Annotated in this window: 16 protein-coding genes; 9 read left to right on the top strand and 7 right to left on the bottom strand. The window is 63.6% G+C overall.

Annotated elements, in window-relative coordinates; translation table 11 throughout:
• The first annotated feature begins 43 nt into the window (after positions 1–43).
• From prmC to HU825_RS01085, 4 genes are all read left to right on the top strand, one after another.
• Complete coding sequence (gene prmC, locus HU825_RS01100) at positions 44–871, top strand: peptide chain release factor N(5)-glutamine methyltransferase (protein WP_234302738.1); 828 nt, start codon at positions 44–46, stop codon at positions 869–871.
• A 24-nt stretch (positions 872–895) separates the two neighbouring features.
• Positions 896–1,651: a molybdopterin-synthase adenylyltransferase MoeB gene (locus HU825_RS01095; RefSeq protein ID WP_234302737.1), complete on the top strand. Its 756-nt coding sequence runs from the start codon at positions 896–898 to the stop codon at positions 1,649–1,651.
• Positions 1,644–2,438, top strand: coding sequence for a glutamate racemase (gene murI / locus HU825_RS01090; RefSeq protein WP_234302736.1), 795 nt, complete (start codon positions 1,644–1,646; stop codon positions 2,436–2,438). Before HU825_RS01095 ends, murI begins: the two co-directional genes overlap by 8 nt.
• Before the next feature lie 76 nt (positions 2,439–2,514).
• Positions 2,515–3,033, top strand: a complete 519-nt coding sequence (locus HU825_RS01085; protein WP_037019337.1) for an acyloxyacyl hydrolase — start codon at positions 2,515–2,517, stop codon at positions 3,031–3,033.
• 49 nt (positions 3,034–3,082) lie between these two features.
• Here HU825_RS01085 and HU825_RS01080 read toward each other — a convergent pair whose 3' ends face one another.
• Genes HU825_RS01080 through upp form a run of 3 tightly spaced genes read right to left on the bottom strand, consistent with a single transcriptional unit; the run spans position 3,083 to position 5,330 of the window.
• Positions 3,083–3,433: a YkgJ family cysteine cluster protein gene (locus HU825_RS01080; protein ID WP_234302735.1), complete on the bottom strand. Its 351-nt coding sequence runs from the start codon at positions 3,431–3,433 to the stop codon at positions 3,083–3,085.
• A complete protein-coding gene (locus tag HU825_RS01075; protein ID WP_234302734.1) occupies positions 3,430–4,689 on the bottom strand; it encodes a uracil-xanthine permease family protein in 1,260 nt (419 codons plus the stop codon). The genes HU825_RS01080 and HU825_RS01075 overlap by 4 nt, the downstream gene beginning before the upstream one ends.
• 2 nt (positions 4,690–4,691) lie before the next feature.
• The gene (gene upp, locus HU825_RS01070; protein WP_008567044.1) at positions 4,692–5,330 is read right to left on the bottom strand and encodes a uracil phosphoribosyltransferase; all 639 of its coding nucleotides are present in this window, start codon (positions 5,328–5,330) and stop codon (positions 4,692–4,694) included.
• Between the two features lie 286 nt (positions 5,331–5,616).
• Here upp and HU825_RS01065 point away from each other — a divergent pair, with 286 nt between their 5' ends.
• The 4 genes from HU825_RS01065 (at position 5,617) to HU825_RS01050 (ending at position 12,881) form a co-directional block, all read left to right on the top strand.
• Complete coding sequence (locus HU825_RS01065) at positions 5,617–6,174, top strand: hypoxanthine-guanine phosphoribosyltransferase (RefSeq protein ID WP_008567043.1); 558 nt, start codon at positions 5,617–5,619, stop codon at positions 6,172–6,174.
• A 497-nt stretch (positions 6,175–6,671) separates the two neighbouring features.
• Entirely contained in the window at positions 6,672–8,552 is a 1,881-nt protein-coding gene (locus HU825_RS01060; protein ID WP_008567042.1) for a DUF1302 domain-containing protein, read from the top strand.
• A 99-nt stretch (positions 8,553–8,651) separates the two neighbouring features.
• A complete protein-coding gene (locus tag HU825_RS01055) occupies positions 8,652–10,013 on the top strand; it encodes a DUF1329 domain-containing protein (protein WP_234302733.1) in 1,362 nt (453 codons plus the stop codon).
• A gap of 249 nt (positions 10,014–10,262) precedes the next feature.
• On the top strand, positions 10,263–12,881 hold the full coding sequence (locus HU825_RS01050; RefSeq protein ID WP_234302732.1) for a LuxR C-terminal-related transcriptional regulator: 2,619 nt from the start codon (positions 10,263–10,265) through the stop codon (positions 12,879–12,881).
• A gap of 154 nt (positions 12,882–13,035) precedes the next feature.
• On the opposite strand, the gene HU825_RS01045 is transcribed toward HU825_RS01050, so the two are convergent.
• The 4 genes from HU825_RS01045 to HU825_RS01030 all read right to left on the bottom strand — a co-directional run bounded on the left by HU825_RS01045 (position 13,036) and on the right by HU825_RS01030 (position 14,756).
• Positions 13,036–13,305 carry a DUF3509 domain-containing protein gene (locus HU825_RS01045; RefSeq protein WP_043297496.1) on the bottom strand — a complete coding sequence of 90 codons (270 nt, stop codon included), beginning with the start codon at positions 13,303–13,305 and terminating at the stop codon, positions 13,036–13,038.
• A gap of 93 nt (positions 13,306–13,398) precedes the next feature.
• Positions 13,399–13,656, bottom strand: a complete 258-nt coding sequence (locus HU825_RS01040) for a YebG family protein (protein ID WP_043297497.1) — start codon at positions 13,654–13,656, stop codon at positions 13,399–13,401.
• Positions 13,657–13,739: 83 nt separating this feature from the next.
• Positions 13,740–14,207, bottom strand: coding sequence for a multidrug transporter (locus tag HU825_RS01035; protein ID WP_234302731.1), 468 nt, complete (start codon positions 14,205–14,207; stop codon positions 13,740–13,742).
• A gap of 96 nt (positions 14,208–14,303) precedes the next feature.
• Positions 14,304–14,756: a DciA family protein gene (locus HU825_RS01030; RefSeq protein ID WP_008567035.1), complete on the bottom strand. Its 453-nt coding sequence runs from the start codon at positions 14,754–14,756 to the stop codon at positions 14,304–14,306.
• Positions 14,757–14,988: 232 nt separating this feature from the next.
• Between HU825_RS01030 and secA the strand changes: the two genes are divergently transcribed.
• Positions 14,989–17,727: a preprotein translocase subunit SecA gene (gene secA / locus HU825_RS01025; protein WP_077683747.1), complete on the top strand. Its 2,739-nt coding sequence runs from the start codon at positions 14,989–14,991 to the stop codon at positions 17,725–17,727.
• Positions 17,728–17,829: the final 102 nt, after the last annotated feature.

Here is a 17,829-nt window from a genome sequence, read left to right as displayed (position 1 = left end):
GGCGCCGTGGCCGTTGCAGTGCGCCGCTCGAGGCTCGAAGGTTATGCCCACCATCCGCTCCCTGCTCGACACCGCCGAGCTGCCCGATTCGCCGACCGCGCGGCTGGACGCCGAGCTGCTGCTGGCGCAGGCGTTGGGCAAATCGCGCAGCTTCCTGCGCACCTGGCCAGAGCGGGAGCCGGATGCCGAAGCCTGCGCGCGTTTCGCCGAACTGCTGCACCGGCGCCGCGCGGGCGAGCCGGTGGCCTACATCCTGGGGCGCCAGGGCTTCTGGAGCCTCGATCTGGAGGTGGCGCCGCATACGCTGATCCCGCGTCCGGATACCGAGCTGCTGGTGGAAACCGTGCTGGAACGGCTGCCGGCGACACCGGCGCGACTGCTCGATTTGGGTACTGGCACGGGCGCTATCGCGCTGGCGCTGGCGGCAGAGCGTCCTGCCTGGCAGGTGACTGGCGTGGATCGGGTCGACGAGGCGGTCGCGCTGGCCGAGCGCAATCGGCTGCGTCTGGGGCTGAACAACGTGCGCTTCCTCGCGAGTGACTGGTTTGCGGCGCTGGGCGGCGAGCGCTATCAGCTGATCGTCAGCAATCCGCCCTACATCCCGGCCAGCGATCCCCATCTGGCGCGTGGCGACGTGCGCTTCGAACCGCGCAGTGCGCTGGTCGCCGGCGGCGACGGACTGGATGACATCCGCCAGATCATCGCCGCGGCCCCGGCGCATCTCGAAACGCACGGCTGGCTGCTGCTCGAACACGGGTTCGATCAGGCCGCTGCGGTGCGCCAGTTATTGAGCCATCAGGGCTTCGTCGCCGTCGAAAGCCGCCGCGATTTGGGCGGCCACGAGCGCATCAGCCTGGGGCGCCTGCCGTGATTCCTTCATCTTGCGAGACATTTCATGCTCAGTGACGAAGAACTGCTGCGTTACAGCCGTCAGATTCTGCTCAAGCAGGTCGATGTCGAGGGCCAGCTGCGGTTGAAACAGAGCCGCGCACTGATCGTCGGGCTTGGCGGGCTGGGCTCGCCGGTGGCGCTCTATCTGGCGGCTGCTGGTGTCGGCGAGCTGCACCTGGCGGACTTCGACACGCTGGACCTGACCAATCTGCAGCGCCAGATCGTCCACGACAGCCAGGCGCTCGGCATGCACAAGGTCGACTCGGCGATGGGCCGCCTGCATGCGCTGAATCCGCATGTCCGCCTGGTGCCGTACCGTGCGGGACTGGACGCCGATACCCTCGCGCAGGCCGTTGCCGGCGTCGATCTGGTCCTCGACTGCACCGACAACTTCACGATTCGCGAAGCGGTGAACGCCGCCTGCGTCGCGGCGAAGAAGCCGTTGGTCAGCGGTGCGGCGATTCGCCTGGAAGGGCAGGTGTCGGTATTCGATCCGCGTGATGCGGCGAGCCCCTGCTACCACTGTCTCTATGGCCATGGCAGTGAGGCCGAGCTGACCTGCAGCGAGGCTGGTGTGCTGGGCCCGCTGGTCGGCCTGGTGGGCACCTTGCAGGCACTCGAGGCGCTGAAATTGCTGGCTGGCTTCGGTGAGCCGCTGGTAGGGCGGCTGTTGCTGGTCGATGGTTTCGCCACGCGCATGCGTGAGCTGCGGGTCAAGCGCGATCCGGCCTGCGCCGTCTGCGGACACCACGATGGCTGAGTGCTCGGCGCCGGTCGGCGTGTTCGATTCCGGCGTCGGCGGGCTTTCCGTGCTGCGCGAAATTCGCCATCGCCTGCCGCACGAATCGCTGCTGTATCTGGCTGACAGCGCGCATGTGCCATACGGCGAGAAGAGCCCGGAATTCATCCGCGAGCGTTGCCGTACCATCACCGATTTTCTCCTTGAGCAGGGTGCCAAGGCGCTGGTGCTGGCCTGTAACACCGCCACCGCAGCCGGCATCGCCGAGTTGCGCGAATGCCACCCGCAGTTGCCGATCATCGGCATGGAGCCAGCGGTAAAGCCAGCCGCGCGGGCGACGCGTAGCGGCGTAGTCGGCGTGCTGGCGACCACCGGAACGCTGAAAAGCGCCCGTTTCGCGGCCTTGCTCGACCGCTTCGCCAGCGATGTGCGGGTGATAACGCAGCCCTGTCCCGGGCTGGTCGAGCGTATCGAGGCCGGGGAGCTGAATGGCACCGCGACGCGCGATCTGCTGGCGGGCTGGGTGGAACCGCTGCTGGCGGAGGGCTGCGATACGCTGATTCTCGGCTGCACTCACTATCCGTTCATCCGGCCACTGCTGGCGCAGCTGGTCCCGTCTCACGTGCAACTCATCGATACCGGCGCGGCGGTCGCAAGGCGTCTGGAGGAGGTGCTGGCCGCGCGACAGCTGCTGGCGACCGGCGAGGCCCGGGTGCGCTTCTTCTGTAGCGGCGATCCGCTGCGAATGGAGGGTGTGCTGCCTATACTTTGGGGTGAAAAGGCGGGCGTCGAGTTCTTCGCCGGTTAGGAACTCGCGATGCGGTTGCGTTTCTCAATGAAGTACAACAACCAAAAATAGCCATCCTTGAAATAAGGAAGTTCCGATGAAAAAACTGATCCCTTTTACCGTCGCTGCGGCTCTTTGCGCAGGTCAGGTGACGGCTGCGCAGGCAATGGGCGTGACGGCGGCCGTCGGCCAGACCGGCGAGTCGACCATGACCTATCGGCTTGGTGTGCAGTTCGATTTCAACCGTAGCTGGCTGCAGAGCGATGTCGGCCGGCTGACCGGCTATTGGGATGCCGGCTACACCTATTGGGAGGGCGACGAGACCTCTGCCAACCACAGCCTGTCGCTCGCGCCGGTATTCGTCTACGAGTTCGCCGGCGAGTCGGTCAGGCCCTACATCGAGGCAGGCATCGGCATCGCCGCGTTCGAGAGCACCGAGGTCGAGGATCGCGAGCTGGGTTCCTCGTTCCAGTTCGAGGATCGTATCGGCGTCGGCCTGCGTCTGGCCGGCGGGCACGAGATTGGCATCCGCGCACTGCACTACTCCAACGCCGGGCTGAAAAATCCCAACGATGGCGTGGAAAGCTACGCGCTGCACTACCGGATGGACTTCTAGTTCCGCCGCGCGCAGCTCCGGGCCGGGGCTGCGCGACCTTTCTCACGACTCAGCGATAGGCCGAAGCACTGCCTTGGCGTTCTTCCAGGCAGTCCGCCGAACCCAGCTCGAATTCGCGACAGATCAACGGGCGTACCGCGTAAATGGTGCAGCGCATGCTGTCGCGATCGAGCGCCGCGCACCAGCCGTCATCCAGTCGGCGCATTACCTGCGCGCCCCAGGCATCGATATCGATGAAGCGGGCTGGCACGTCGCGCTCGCCGAACAGCAACACCTCCAGACGGCAGCAGCAGGCCGCGCAGCTGCTGCAGCTCACTGGCGCATCCTCCAGCTGCCGATGCGGAATTTCACCGGCGGCGCAGCTGTCGAGCGCGTTGCGGCCTGGCGTCCTCCGCTTCAAACGCTGTCGTTCAGCTGCTTGTTGCGCCAGCCTTCGCCGCCCGGCAACAGCACGTTGAGCAGCAGTGCGACGAGGGCGCACAGCGAGATGCCGGACAGGCTGAATTCGCCCTGGCCGAACGCCATGCCGCCGATGCCGAATACCAGCGTGACCGAGACGATGATCAGGTTACGTGCCTCGGAGAGGTCCACCTGATGGCGGATCAGGGTGCTCAAGCCGACCACTGCAATCGAACCGAACAGCAGGCAGAGAATGCCGCCCATCACCGGCACCGGAATGCTCAGCAGGCCCGCGCCGAACTTGCCGATGAACGCCAGCACGATGGCGAAGATGGCCGCCCAGGTCATGATCTTCGGGTTGTAGTTCTTGGTCAGCATCACCGCGCCCGTTACCTCGGCATACGTGGTGTTGGGCGGGCCGCCGAACAGACCGGCGGCCGAGGTGGCCAGGCCATCGCCCAGCAGGGTGCGATGCAGGCCGGGCTGCTTGATGTAGTTGTTACCGGTGACGCTGCCGATTGCGACCACACCGCCGATGTGCTCGATGGCCGGAGCCAGCGCGACCGGCACCATGAACAGGATTGCGCCCAGATGGAACTCCGGTGCGACGAAGTTGGGCATCGCCAGCCAGGGCGCGGCGGCGATGGCATCGGTATCGACCACGCCGAAGGCCAGCGACAGTCCGTAGCCGACGCTGACGCCGGCGAGGATCGGCACCAGGCGGAACAGGCCCTTGCCGAGCACGGCGACCAGCAGCGTGGTGACCAGCGCCGGCATCGAGATCATCATCGCGGTGGCATAGGGCACCAACTGGGCGCTGCCGTCGCCGGCCTTGCCCATCGCCATGTTGGCCGCGACCGGCGACAGCGCCAGACCTATGGAGATGATCACCGGTGCGATCACCACTGGTGGCAGCAGGCGGTCGATGAAGGCCGGTCCTCTCAGGCGCACGGCGAAGCCGAGCAGCACATACACCAGGCCCGCCGCGACCACGCCACCGAGTACAGCCGGCAGGCCGAACTCGCCCTTGGCAGCGATGATCGGGGCGATGAAGGCGAAACTGGAAGCCAGGAATACCGGCACCTGGCGGCGCGTCACCAGCTGGAACAGCAGTGTGCCGAGACCCGCGGTGAACAGTGCGACGTTGGGGTCCATGCCGGTGATCAGCGGCATCAGCACCAGCGCGCCGAACGCGACGAACAGCATCTGCGCACCGGCCAGCACCTGGCGGGCGACAGGTTCTTGCGGGTTCGTCATGCTCAGACGTCCTTCTGCTTGGTGCCGAAGATCTTGTCGCCGGCGTCACCCAGGCCGGGAACGATGTAGCCGTTCTCGTCCAGACGCTCGTCGATGGAGGCGGTGAAAATCATCACGTCGGGATGTGCGCGCTCGACCGCGGCGATGCCTTCCGGTGCGGCCACCAGCACCAGTGCGCGAATTTCCTTGCAGCCGGCCTTCTTCAGCATGTCGATGGTGGCCACCATCGAGCCGCCCGTCGCCAGCATCGGATCGATGATGATGGCCAGGCGCTGGTTGATTTCCGGCACCAGTTTTTCCAAGTAGGTCTGCGCCTGCAGGGTCTGCTCGTTGCGCGCGATGCCGACCGCGCTCACCTTCGCTCCGGGAATCAGACTGAGCACGCCGTCAAGCATGCCGATGCCGGCGCGCAGGATGGGCACCACCGTGATCTTCTTGCCAGAAATCTTCTCGACCTGCACCGGGCCGCACCAGCCGTCGATGCTGCAGTGCTCCAGCGGCAGGTCGCTGGTCGCCTCGTAGGTGAGGATCGAACCGACTTCCTGGGCCAGTTCCCGGAAGTTCTTGGTGCTGATGTCGGCACGGCGCATCAGGCCGAGCTTGTGGCGGATCAGCGGATGGCGGATCTCTCGAATAGACATGGGGGCGGCTCCGGCGCTCGATTAAACCGGCGTAGAGTAAAGCATCGCCGTGCCACGGGCTACGCGGGTTACGTTGATCTCACGACTTGCTGAGCCGGGGGCGGTTGAGTATCGTGCCGTCCCTTCGCTTCAGGACCGCACAGTGGTCTGAACTGACTGACCGATCAGGCAGATTACATGGGCAGCGGGTCGTTTTTTCAGGCGGTCGAGCGCCTGGCGACTTTTCAACCAGGCCCGTACCCGCGATTCTGACTTCTCAACGCTAGCCCATCTGGAGAAATGCTCCATGTCCGTCGATCTCGTACACATCCGCCAGATCATGGCCGAAAGCGACTGCCTGTACACCGAAGCCGAAGTCGAAGCGGCCATCGACGCCGTCGCCGGGAAGATCAATGCCGAGCTGGCGGAGCGTAATCCGGTAGTGTTCTGCGTGATGAACGGCGGGCTGATCTTCGCTGGAAAGCTGATGACCAAGCTGAATTTCCCGCTGGAGCTGTCCTATCTGCACGCTTCGCGCTATCGCAACGAAACCAGCGGCGGCGAGCTGTTCTGGAAGGCCAAGCCGGAAATCTCCTTCATCGATCGCGATGTGCTAATCATCGATGACATCCTCGACGAAGGTCACACGCTGGGCGCGATCATCGATTTTTGCCGGCATGCCGGTGCCGCCGCGGTGCACACCGCAGTGCTGATCGACAAGGATCATCAGCGCAAGGCGCGCCCGGATCTCAAGGCCAACTATGTGGGCCTGCGCTGCATCGACCGGTTCATCTTCGGTTACGGCATGGATTACAAGGGCTATTGGCGCAACGCGCCGGGTATCTTCGCCGTCAAAGGGCTGTGATAGCCGCCGTCGCTTTCGAACGCCGTATCCGATAGCACCAGAGCCATTCCTGGCGACCCGAAGTTCGGGTCGCTATGACGCTACGTCGCGGCATCGTGTTTCGTTTCGTCTCAAACGCTCCGCGGCCGCGTAACGCAACCACACGCATCAGGCGTTTTGCGCTTGCGCGCCTTCCCTTCGTCCCGCCTTCATTTTCCGCGCCGTAGTGCTCGCGACAGCGAGACCACTCCAGCTACACCTACGACTTTCGGATAAACGTCACAAGTTTGCGTGTCGTTTTGTCACGGCCGCTCTATATCGGCCTTTGCCGCCCGGGGAATCATGGCTAAGCTCGATGTGCCACACCCCGGCGCGGCGCTGTGCCATCGCGCTCAAATCCAATGCTGGGACGGTCTTTCATACTTAAGGATGACAGGCTAAATCAAACCTTCGTGCGCTTAACCCTCCGCAGAGCTCTGGGTAGGGTTGGCGTACATCGAACCAACCAGGAGCGCCTCATGACAAAAACAACAAGGCAAGGAATCTTCCAGCCCACATCCCTCGCTCTGGCGATTGCCCTGAGCACCGCGGCACCGGCCTACGCGGTCAACTTCAACATTGGTGAGATCGAAGGCCAGTTCGACTCATCCATGTCGATCGGCGCCAGCTGGTCGATGGCGGATCGGGATATGGACCTGGTTGGCGCAGCCAATGGCGGCACTGGCTTCACTCAGACTGGTGACGACGGGCGACTGAACTTCAAGAAGGGCGAGACCTTCTCCAAGATCTTCAAGGGTGTGCATGACCTCGAGCTGCGCTATCGCGACAGCGGCGCGTTCGTGCGCGGCAAGTACTGGTACGACTTCGAGCTTAAGGACGAGAGCCGCCTGTTCAAGGACATCAGCGACAGCAACCGCAAGGAAGCCGCCCAGTCTTCCGGCGCCGAGATCCTCGATGCGTTCCTCTATCACAACTATTACCTGGGCGAGCTGCCGGGCACCGTGCGGATCGGTCGTCAGGTGGTGAGCTGGGGCGAGAGCACCTTCATCGGCAACTCCATCAACTCGATCAACCCGCTGGACGCCGCGGCGTTCCGTCGCCCGGGCGCGGAGATCAAGGAAGGCCTGATTCCGGTCAACATGCTCTACGTCTCGCAGAGCCTGACCGACCGCCTGAGCATGGAGGCGTTCTATCAGCTGGAATGGGATCAGACGATTGTCGATAACTGCGGAACGTTCTTCTCGGGAGCTGATGTCGCGGCGGATGGCTGTGACAATAATTACAACGTCGGGCCGGCTGCGCTTGCCTCGACATTGAACGGGCCACTGGGAGGCTTCGCCACGGCCGCCGGCGTTTCCTATTCCGACGAGGGCGTGATGATCCCGCGCGGTGGTGACCGTGATGCTCGTGACTCCGGTCAGTATGGCCTGGCATTGCGCTGGCTTGGCGACAGCACCGAGTACGGTGCCTATTTCATGAACTATCACAGTCGTACGCCGATCGTGAGCACCCATACTGCCGGCCTTGGGACCTTTGCTGCTGCCCAAGGGGCTGGAGCTGCAGCCGGCCAAGCGGTAATCGAGTCGGTTGTGGCGCAGCTCGTGCAGGCAGGGATTCCGTTGGCTCAAGCAATTCCGATGGCTCAGCAGATGGCGGGAGGACTCGCTGCTCAGGCCGGCACCGCGATCGGCGGCGCGGTGTTGCTCGGCAACGGTCAGTACTACTTGGAATATCCTGAAGACATCCAGCTTTACGGTTTGAGCTTCTCTACGACGTTGCCCACCGGCACAGCCTGGTCCGGTGAAATGAGTTACCGGCCTAACGCGCCTATCCAGATCAATACCACCGACGTCACGCTTGAGCTAACTGACCCCACTCGGGCAGGGCTAGATAATCGCGGCTATAACCGCAAGGAAATCACCCAACTGCAAACTACCTTCACCCATTTCTTCGACCAGGTGCTGGGGGCGGAGCGCGTGACTGTGGTGGGCGAGATTGGTTACGCGCATGTTGGCGGACTGGAGAGTACAAGCGAGGTTCGCTATGGCCGCGACGCCAACTTCGGTACGCCTACCGACGCTGCCGCGCTGGCTGCCAACGGCTGGCATGGTTTCGTCACCGCCAACTCCTGGGGCTATCGCCTGCGCGCCATCGCCGACTACAACAACGTCTTCGCCGGCATCAACCTGAAGCCGAACCTGTCTTTCTCCCACGACGTCGATGGTTATGGCCCGAACGGTCTGTTCAACGAGGATTCCAAGGCGCTCAGTATCGGTCTGGATGCCGAGTACCAAAACACCTACACCGCCAGCCTGTCCTACACCGATTTCTTCGATGGCGACTACAACATGCTGGTCGACCGCGACTTCCTCGCGTTCAGCGTGGGCGTGAACTTCTAAAGGGGGCGTTGGCTGACCGGTGCGTCGGACGGCACATCCGGTCAGCGACAAGTGTTACCGATGGCCTCCGGCCAAACAGATCAGAGGAACTGGAATCGTATGAAAACAACAAGAAAACTGTTCAGTGTCTTGGCTCTTTCCCTGCTCGCCAACAGCGTCATGGCGGCGGTGTCTCCTGAGGAGGCCGCCAAGCTTGGTACGACGCTGACGCCGCTGGGCGCGGAAAAAGCCGGTAACGCCGACGGCAGCATTCCCGAGTGGACCGGTGGTCTGACGACCGATGCCGCACCGCTGAAAAGCGGCCACCTCACCGATCCATTCAAGGGCGAGCAGCCGAAGCTCGTCATCACCGCGCAGAATGCCGAACAGCACAAGAGCAAGCTGACTGCGGGCCAGCTGGCGATGTTCAAGCGCTATCCGGAAACCTACAAGATTCGCGTATTCCCGACGCACCGTAGCGCCGCTGTGCCGGACAAAATCTATGAAGCGGCGAAGAAAAGTGCGCTGAACGTCTCGCTGGTCGAAGGCGGAAACGGTGTCAGTGGCTTCACCGAGAGCCGCTACTACGCCTTCCCGATTCCGCAGAATGGCCTCGAGGTGATTTGGAACCACATCACCCGTTATCGCGGTGGCAACGTGCGCCGCAACATCGTTCAGGCGACCCCGCAAACCAACGGCAGCTATACGCTGGTTCATTTCGAGGATGAGGTTGCCTTCCCGAGCGACATGAGCGATCTGGATGCCGAGCGCGCCAAGAACGCGCTGCTGTTTTTCAAGCAGCGTGTGACGGCTCCGTCGCGCCTGGCGGGCAACGTGCTGCTGGTGCACGACTCGCTCGATCAGGTGAAAGATCCGCGTCAGGCCTGGATCTATAACGCCGGCCAGCGCCGTGTGCGGCGTGCGCCGCAGGTCGCCTACGACGGTCCGGGTACTGCGTCGGACGGCATGCGTACCACCGACAACTTCGACATGTTCAGCGGCGCGCCAGATCGCTACGACTGGAAACTGATCGGCAAGAAGGAGCTGTACATTCCCTACAACAGTTTTGAAATTGCCTCCAGCGACCTGAAGTACGCCGACATCATCAAGGCCGGGCACGTCAATCAGGATCTCGCTCGCTATGAGCTGCACCGCGTGTGGGAAATCGAGGCGAACCTGAAGAGCGGCGAGCGCAACATCTACGCCAAGCGTCGTTTCTTCGTCGACGAGGACACCTGGACCATCGTCCAGTCGGAGCTGTACGACGGGCGTGGCCAGCTGTGGCGCGTGGGTGAGGGGCATATGCTGCAGTACTACCAGCACAAGGTGCCGGCCTATGCGTTCGAGTCGCTCTACGACATCATTTCCGGCCGCTACATCGCAATCGGCATGAGCAACGAGGAGAAGCCGTTCGACTGGGGTTACAAGGCATCCGCCCGCGACTTCACGCCAGCGGCCTTGCGTAACGCTGGGGTGCGCTGAGTCTCGAGGGGCTATTCGGTGTAAAAAAGGCGGCCAGCAGGCCGCCTTTTTTGTGCGCGCAGGGATGAGGGAACATGAAGAACTGGGTGCGATCCTGCGTGCAACGGGGCCGCTGATTGCACAAGCAGGTCGACAAAACGCTGCTGATACGTCAGGTTGCACAGGTGGAGCGGACCGCCAGAAAGGGATACGCCTGGCCGGCCGCTGGCCATTTCATGGACTGAATATACGAATAAGAGAAACGTTGCCATGTCCGTACGCCTCCTCCCCGATGCGATCAGCGCCGCGACGGCGCAGGCGCAGGTTGCGAATATTCCACGTCTGCCGCCGGCGCATGTTGCCCGGCCGCGACTGGCCGACGCCCTGCTTGCCGCGGACTGCCGGTTGCGGTTGATCTGCGCACCGGCTGGTTTCGGCAAGACGGTACTGATGAGCGAATGTGCCCGCCGCATGCCGGCCGATACCACGCTGGTCTGGCTGGACCTGAGCGGTCGATTCTTTTCGCCGCAGGAGCTGTACGCCCAGCTGGCCGCGGCGCTGGGCTTTCCGATCATGGACGGCGATGTGCAACGGCAGCTGATTGCGCTGCTCGGGCAGGTTCGCCAGCCGCTCTGGATCATGCTCGACGATTATCCGCGCGAGGTTTGCCCGGCTCTGGACGCCTGTCTGGATATGCTGCTGGAGCAGACTGCGGATTCGGTGAGTTGGTGGGTCAACAGTCGGCGGCAGCCGGCGTGGAAGCTGCCGCGTCTGTTGCTGCAGGGGCATCTGTTCGAGCTCGACGCCGCGTCCCTCGCGCTCACGGCCGAGGAGTTGGCGCAGGTTCTGCGCGCCTATCGGCTGCAACTGCCCGCGGACAGTTTCCAGCAATTGCTGGCGGGCACCGAAGGTTGGCCGGCGGGCGTTTGCCTGATGCTGCTCAACGCCGATGAGCAGGCGCTGCGCGAACGCCTGCTGGCCGGTACGCCTTTGCTGCGCGATTACATCCAGCGCGAAGTGCTGCAGGGCCAGAGCGAGGATATCCGGCGCGCACTGTTCGCCCTGGCACGAATGCCGCGCTTTTCCGCCGAGCTTTGCGATCACGTGCTCGATTGCACCGGCGCCGATCTGCTCGATGTACTCAAGACCTTCCAGCTGTTCGTGCGGCAGATCGACAACTGCGGCGAATGGTTTCGCCTGTGGCGACCGCTTGCGCTGCTGCTTCAGCGTTTCCCCGAGGCGACGTCGTCGACACAGGTGCATCTGCGTGCTTGTCAGTGGTTCGCCAGCCGCGGCGATATGCGCGAGGCAGTCGAGCATGCGCTGTGGGCGGGCCAGCCTGAGGTGGCGGCGAACTATCTGCAGCGCTACGGGCAGGAGCAGTTGCTGATCGGCGACAACGTCTCGCATTTTCTCAAGTGGCGCAGCGAGCTGCCGCAGGATCTGTTCGCCAGTACCACGCGACTGATCGTGCTGCAGGGGTGGGCATTGATCGTTTCCGCGCGGCTCGACGAGGTCGACGACTGTCTGGCCGAGCTCGCCAAGTTCTTCCCGCAACCCGATGCGCGTCGGCAGATCCAGTTGCTGGCGCAATGGCAGGCGCTGCGCGGCTTCCTGGCGCGTCTGCGCGGTGAGCCCGAAGCGCGCGAGCACTGTCTGCAGGCGCTCGAGGTGCTTTCCGATCATGCCTGGGCGCAACGCGTGCTGTGTCTGCAAGCGCTTACCCAGCACGCGATGGCTGAGAGCGAGCTCGAGCTGGCTCAGCATTACAACAGCGAAGGCATGAAGCTCGCGCGGCTCAAGGGCAGCGTGCTGTACGAGGTAATGCTCAGCGTCGATCGCATCCAGCTGCTGGAGCTGACTGGCGAGTTCGAGCGCGCCGTCGGCGTGCTCGACGAGGCGTTGCGTGCGCTGCGCGACACGGTCCGGCACAGTCCGATCATCGGCCGGTTGCAGTTGCTGCAGGGGCATTTGCTGGCGTATCAGGGGCTGGACGAACAGGCCCGCGAGGCCTATCAGCAGGGGCGGCTGGAAACCGAAACCTGCGGCGATTCCTACGCCTTTTTCGGCTACGTCGGCCTCGCCGAACTGGCTGCGCGCAATCATGAGTTTGCCGATGCGTATCACTGGCTGCGCGAGGCCGAGCGCCTCACGCAATGGCGACACGTACCGGAGGCGCGCTTTCGCGGCATCCTGCGGCTGATTACTGGCGTTGCCTGGCTGCATCAGGGCGAGCTGAAGAAGGCGCGCACGGCGCTGGAGCAAGTGCGGCAGCTGTTTGAGGGCCAGCGCTTCCTGCCGCCGTCGGGATTCTACGAGCTGCTGCCGCGCTTGCGCCGCTATCTGGCCGTCATCGACATGCTGGAGGGGCAGCCGGAGGCGGCAGTTCAGGCGCTGCATGGGCTGATCGAGCGGAATCTGCGAGCGCAGCGGCTGGGGTTGGCGTGCGAGTGCCGCTTCTCGCTGGCTGAAGCGCTGTTGGCATGCGGCCAGCCGCTGGAGGCCGATCAGGAGTTGCGCAAGGCGCTCAGCGAGGCGGTACGCCAGCAACTGGTCAAACCGCTGTATGAGCTGCAGCACCGGCAGTCGCAATGGCTGGCGCGCATCCTTCCCGCGGCGACCCGCGGCGAAAGTCTGCGCGACCGATTGCAGCAGTACGAGCGCGAGCCGGGCGAGACGCCTGTCTGTGGCGACGACGTGCTGTTGAGCAACCGTGAGCTGACGGTGCTGCGGCTGATCGCGCAGGGCTGCTCGAATCAGGAGATCGCCGAGCAGCTGTTCATCTCGCTGCATACCGTCAAGACGCATGCGCGACGGATCAACACCAAGCTCGGCGTGGCGCGCCGTACCCAGGCAGTAGCCAAGGCCAAGGCGCTGGCCTGGCTCTGAAACGATGCGGGCAAGTGGGTGCTAGCGCCGGGCGCCGGGGTTCAGGCGGGGCGAAGCGTGCCGGCTCGAGCGAGCGGCATGACGGGTTTCAGGATGCTTGTTGTTCTTGTTGTGGCAGGAGAGCATGGCGAGCGATTTGTCGCCGGCCGAAGGATTACAGCGCCGCGACGCGGGTCCCTTCGGCGAAGCCGGATAGCGGTGGCGACTCACCACGCTCGATCGTCAGACTGACCCGCAGGCTGGTGATCAGCCGTTGCAATTGCTGCGGGTCGCGCCATTGCTCGGCGCTGATGAAGCGCTTCACGGCCACGCCTTTGGCGTCGGTGAGCGTCAGGAGAATGCTGCCGTCGGGCTTCGCGATGCTGAAGTTAACGCAGTAGTGCGGCTGGAATGCATCGCTGATCCGCTGGAATGAATTCGTCATGCCGGAATACCTGTCTGGAAAGGCTGCGAGTCATTGACCCGGCCTGGGCCCTACAAGTTTCCGCCGCCCGGCCCCCGACAGATCGAGCGCGCTTCAGGCGTCGCGTGGCGGTAGCTCAGCAAGCGCCTCGGCGTTGTTCTTGAACGCTCTGGAGAAAACGTCACGGTGGCGCGCCATGAAGATGCCGAGATCCTCGCTCTGCTGTTCGTTCAGCGACGGTACCGCGTGTTGCAGAACGGTCGCCAGCGCTTCGGCCAGTTCCAGCATCTTGTCGTGACGGTCTGCTTCGGCTTTATCCATGAACAAACGCTCCAGGTCCCGGCTGCTGCGGTATACCACTTCGACGGCCATTAACCACCTCGGCTCAGTTGGCAGATTGATACTGTTTATTCATACAGGATAAAGGCTGAGGTGTCGGATGGGAAGGCGCGCGTTCAATCGTCGCCGAAGCGGCCGCGCAGGTTCTCGGCTTGGAACTCCAGCGTGCTGGCGCGATAGCCTGCACGCAGCGGTGGCAGCGGCAGGCAGGATTGCCACTGCGCTCCACTCTGAAGATCACCAGGGCCTTGATAGATGGGGGTGTCGTAGGCGTTCTGTACCAGGTTGATGCGGGTGCCAGGCACGTGCGCCGTGACATCCCAGCGCAGGCCGCGCAGCGCGCGTCCGCTGTTATTGCGCAGGGTGACGCGCAGCGGCTGCGCGGCTGGGCATGGCCCGGGTGCGTAGTTCAGGTGCAGTTCGAGCCTGCCGAGCAGTTGTCGCTCGCGATGCTCCTGCCACAGCACCCAACCAGCTACCAGTCCCAGCAACAGCAGCGCGCCGAGCGAGATCGGTACCGCCCGCAGCGGATAACGAACCAGCAGCACCAGCCAGGTGAGGATGAGTAGGGCGCCGATCAACATGAAATTCCGCTCCTGAAAGGCAGTGGCCGAGGCATTCGCTTCGCCCCTCCGAGAGTATCTGCTCGCTCGCGTGGTTGCTGCCGCGCCGGCTGCGGTTCAGTCGGGTTTGCCACGGCTGGCCAGGCGCTCCAGCGCGGCGCGTAGCCGCGGATCGCGAATACCTTCGGCGGTTGCGTGAATATTGTCGGCCGCACAGGCCGACAACGGTGTCGTGCGAGGCGGCTCGTGACGCGCCGGGGGCGGCGGCTGCACCTTGAAGTGGATGCGTTCGAGACCGGCGAACTCCTCGATGGCTTGCAGCTGGCGCAGCAGACGACGTTGCTGATAGCGCAGGCGCGTGGCCCAGTGGCCGTCCGTTACGATCAGCAACAGACAACCCTCGCGCCACGACGCCACGCGGCAGTGCTCGCGGGCGGCCGGCTGCAGCTGGCTTTCCAGCAGGTGCTGCAGGCGATCGATGCGCCGCGCCTCGCCGAACAGCGCGCGCAGCGGTTTCGCTTCGCGGAGCAACGCGCCGGTGGCGCGTGCGGGGAGCGGACGAGAGGCCATGGCGGTTGCCTGAAAGATGGGGCGGCAATGGTAGCAGATGCCAGTAGCCGCCCGTTCGCGCTGCCGGCCGTTGTGCCGGTGCGAACGCCGGGAAATCGCGCTTTGCCGGTCCTCCGGGGTGCGCAGTCGTGCTGCTTTCCTCATAGACGTTTCCGAGTAGAATGGCCGCTTTGCACGCTGGCGGGGTCACCCACGGTCGTGCCTCCATCCTCAGCATGGAAGTCCCTGTCGTATGTTTGCGCCTTTATTGAAGAAACTCTTTGGAAGCAAGAACGAGCGTGAAGTCAAACGCATGCTCAAGGCGGTCCAGGCCGTCAATGCACTCGAAGAACAGATGCTGTCGCTCACCGACGAGCAACTGCGCGCCAAGACCGAAGAGTTCAAGGCCCGTCTCGAGAAAGGCGAGACCCTCGATCAGATACTGCCGGAAGCCTTCGCCGTCTGCCGCGAGGCCGGCAAGCGGGTGATGGGCATGCGTCACTTCGATGTCCAGTTGATCGGCGGCATGACCCTACACGAAGGCAAGATCGCCGAGATGCGCACCGGTGAAGGCAAGACGCTGGTGGCGACTCTGGCGGTGTACCTCAATGCGCTGGCCGGCAAGGGCGTGCACGTGGTCACAGTGAACGACTATCTGGCCCGCCGCGACGCCAACTGGATGCGTCCGCTATACGAATTCCTTGGACTCTCGGTCGGTATCGTCACGCCGTTCCAGCCGCCGGAGGAGAAGCGCGCCGCTTACGCTGCCGACATCACCTACGGTACCAACAACGAATTCGGTTTCGATTACCTGCGCGACAACATGGCGTTCAGCCTGCAGGAGAAGAATCAGCGCGAACTCAATTTCGCGGTTATCGACGAAGTCGACTCGATTCTCATCGACGAGGCGCGCACGCCGCTGATCATCTCCGGCCAGTCCGAAGACAGCTCCAAGCTCTACCAGCAGATCAACGCGCTGATTCCGCGCCTCACTCAGCACATCGAGGAGGAAGAGGGCGTCGTGACCCAGGAGGGCCACTTCAGCATCGACGAGAAGTCCCGCCAGGTCGAGCTGAACGAGCAGGGGCATCAGTTCATCGAGGAAATGCTCACCCAGGCAGGCTTGCTGGCCGAAGGCGAGAGCCTGTATTCGGCGCATAACCTGGGCCTGCTGACCCACGTCTATGCCGGCCTGCGCGCGCACAAGCTGTTCCATCGCAACGTCGAGTACATCGTGCAGAACAACCAGGTGCTGCTGATCGACGAGCACACCGGTCGCACTATGCCGGGGCGCCGCCTCTCCGAGGGCTTGCACCAGGCTATCGAGGCGAAGGAAGGCCTGCAGATCCAGCCCGAGAGCCAGACCCTGGCCTCGACCACGTTCCAGAACTACTTCCGCCTGTACAAGAAGCTGTCCGGCATGACCGGCACCGCCGACACCGAGGCGTTCGAGTTCATGCAGATCTACGGCCTGCCGGTCATGGTCATTCCGACCAACAAGCCGCTGGCGCGCAAGGATTTCAACGACCTGGTCTACCTGACCCAGGAAGAGAAGTTCGCCGCGATCATCGCCGACATCAAGGAATGCCAGGGGCAGGGGCGTCCGGTGCTGGTCGGTACCGCGACCATCGAGAGCTCGGAATACGTTTCCCAGCTGCTGATCAAGGAAGGCATCGAGCACCAGGTGCTCAACGCCAAGTACCATGAGAAGGAAGCGGAGATCATCGCCCAGGCCGGTCGTCCGGGCGCGGTGACCATCGCCACCAACATGGCCGGCCGCGGTACCGACATCCTTCTGGGCGGCAACTGGGAAGTGGAAGTCGCCAAGCTGGAGAACCCCACCGACGAACAGGTCGCGCAGCTCAAGGCCGAGTGGCAGAAGCGCCACCAGCAGGTGATCGAGGCAGGCGGCCTGCACGTGATCGCCTCCGAGCGTCACGAGTCGCGTCGTATCGACAACCAGCTGCGTGGACGTGCTGGTCGCCAGGGCGATCCGGGCTCCAGCCGCTTCTACCTGTCGCTGGAAGACAACCTGATGCGCATCTTCGCCTCCGACCGGGTGAAGAACTTCATGAAGGCGCTGGGCATGGAAGCGGGCGAGGCGATCGAGCACCGCATGGTTACCAATGCGATCGAAAAGGCGCAGCGCAAGGTCGAAGGCCGCAACTTCGACATCCGCAAGCAGCTGCTCGAGTTCGACGACGTGGCCAACGAGCAGCGCAAGGTGATCTACCACATGCGCAACAGCCTGCTGGCCGCCGAGGAGATTGGCGAGACCATCAGCGAATTCCGCGACGAAGCGCTGAATGCCGCCATCAGCCAGCACATTCCGCCGCAGTCGCTGCCCGAGCAGTGGGACATCGCCGGTCTGGAAGCGGTGCTGTACAGCGATTTCGGCTTGCGTCTGCCGGTGCAGCAGTGGCTCGACGAGGACGACAAGCTGTACGAGGAAACCCTGCGCGAGCGCATCTCCCAGAAGCTGGTCGAGGCCTACCGCGAGAAGGAAGAGCTTGCGGGCGCCGACGCGCTGCGCACGTTCGAGAAGCAGATCGTGCTGCGCGTGCTGGATGATCTGTGGAAGGACCACCTGTCGACGATGGATCACCTGCGCCACGGCATCCACCTGCGCGGCTATGCGCAGAAGAACCCCAAGCAGGAGTACAAGCGCGAGTCCTTTGCGCTGTTCCAGGATCTGCTCGACTCCATCAAGCGGGACAGCATCCGCGTGCTCTCCCATGTGCAGGTGCGCCGTGAGGACCCTGCCGAGGAGGAGGCGCGCCTGCGCCGCGAGGCCGAGGAGATGGCGCAGCGTATGCAGTTCAAGCACGAGGAAGTGTCGGCCCTGCAGCAGCCGGAAGAGGCCGAACAGGGCGAGCCTGTGGCGGAAATCGCACCGATGCCGGTGCGCACCGAGCCCAAGATCGGTCGCAACGAGCTCTGCCCGTGCGGCTCGGGCAAGAAATACAAGCATTGCCACGGGCAGGTCCAGTAAGCGGTCCCGTCCCCTGCGAACCCGCGCCGCGACCGGTTTTGCCGCTCGCGGCGTTTTTCTCCCTGTTCTTCGGCCTGCGGGCCATCTATGTCTGAAGGAGCG

The organism is Pseudomonas phenolilytica, from assembly GCF_021432765.1.
Lineage (GTDB): Bacteria > Pseudomonadota > Gammaproteobacteria > Pseudomonadales > Pseudomonadaceae > Stutzerimonas > Stutzerimonas phenolilytica.
Note: the sequence above shows the minus strand (reverse complement) of the source record. Positions and strands in the feature narration are given on the sequence as shown.

What these genes read in the sequence shown, in the direction of transcription:
- HU825_RS01065 (WP_008567043.1), top strand. Translation starts at nt 5,617, where the DNA reads ATGTCCGTCGATCTCGTACACATCCGCCAGATCATGGCCGAAAGCGAC.
- HU825_RS01050 (WP_234302732.1), top strand. Translation starts at nt 10,263, where the DNA reads ATGTCCGTACGCCTCCTCCCCGATGCGATCAGCGCCGCGACGGCGCAG.
- HU825_RS01095 (WP_234302737.1), top strand. Translation starts at nt 896, where the DNA reads ATGCTCAGTGACGAAGAACTGCTGCGTTACAGCCGTCAGATTCTGCTC.
- HU825_RS01085 (WP_037019337.1), top strand. Translation starts at nt 2,515, where the DNA reads ATGAAAAAACTGATCCCTTTTACCGTCGCTGCGGCTCTTTGCGCAGGT.
- HU825_RS01035 (WP_234302731.1), bottom strand. Translation starts at nt 14,207, where the DNA reads ATGTTGATCGGCGCCCTACTCATCCTCACCTGGCTGGTGCTGCTGGTT.
- upp (WP_008567044.1), bottom strand. Translation starts at nt 5,330, where the DNA reads ATGTCTATTCGAGAGATCCGCCATCCGCTGATCCGCCACAAGCTCGGC.
- HU825_RS01040 (WP_043297497.1), bottom strand. Translation starts at nt 13,656, where the DNA reads ATGGCCGTCGAAGTGGTATACCGCAGCAGCCGGGACCTGGAGCGTTTG.
- HU825_RS01030 (WP_008567035.1), bottom strand. Translation starts at nt 14,756, where the DNA reads ATGGCCTCTCGTCCGCTCCCCGCACGCGCCACCGGCGCGTTGCTCCGC.
- HU825_RS01045 (WP_043297496.1), bottom strand. Translation starts at nt 13,305, where the DNA reads ATGACGAATTCATTCCAGCGGATCAGCGATGCATTCCAGCCGCACTAC.
- HU825_RS01055 (WP_234302733.1), top strand. Translation starts at nt 8,652, where the DNA reads ATGAAAACAACAAGAAAACTGTTCAGTGTCTTGGCTCTTTCCCTGCTC.
- prmC (WP_234302738.1), top strand. Translation starts at nt 44, where the DNA reads ATGCCCACCATCCGCTCCCTGCTCGACACCGCCGAGCTGCCCGATTCG.
- HU825_RS01060 (WP_008567042.1), top strand. Translation starts at nt 6,672, where the DNA reads ATGACAAAAACAACAAGGCAAGGAATCTTCCAGCCCACATCCCTCGCT.
- secA (WP_077683747.1), top strand. Translation starts at nt 14,989, where the DNA reads ATGTTTGCGCCTTTATTGAAGAAACTCTTTGGAAGCAAGAACGAGCGT.
- HU825_RS01075 (WP_234302734.1), bottom strand. Translation starts at nt 4,689, where the DNA reads ATGACGAACCCGCAAGAACCTGTCGCCCGCCAGGTGCTGGCCGGTGCG.
- murI (WP_234302736.1), top strand. Translation starts at nt 1,644, where the DNA reads ATGGCTGAGTGCTCGGCGCCGGTCGGCGTGTTCGATTCCGGCGTCGGC.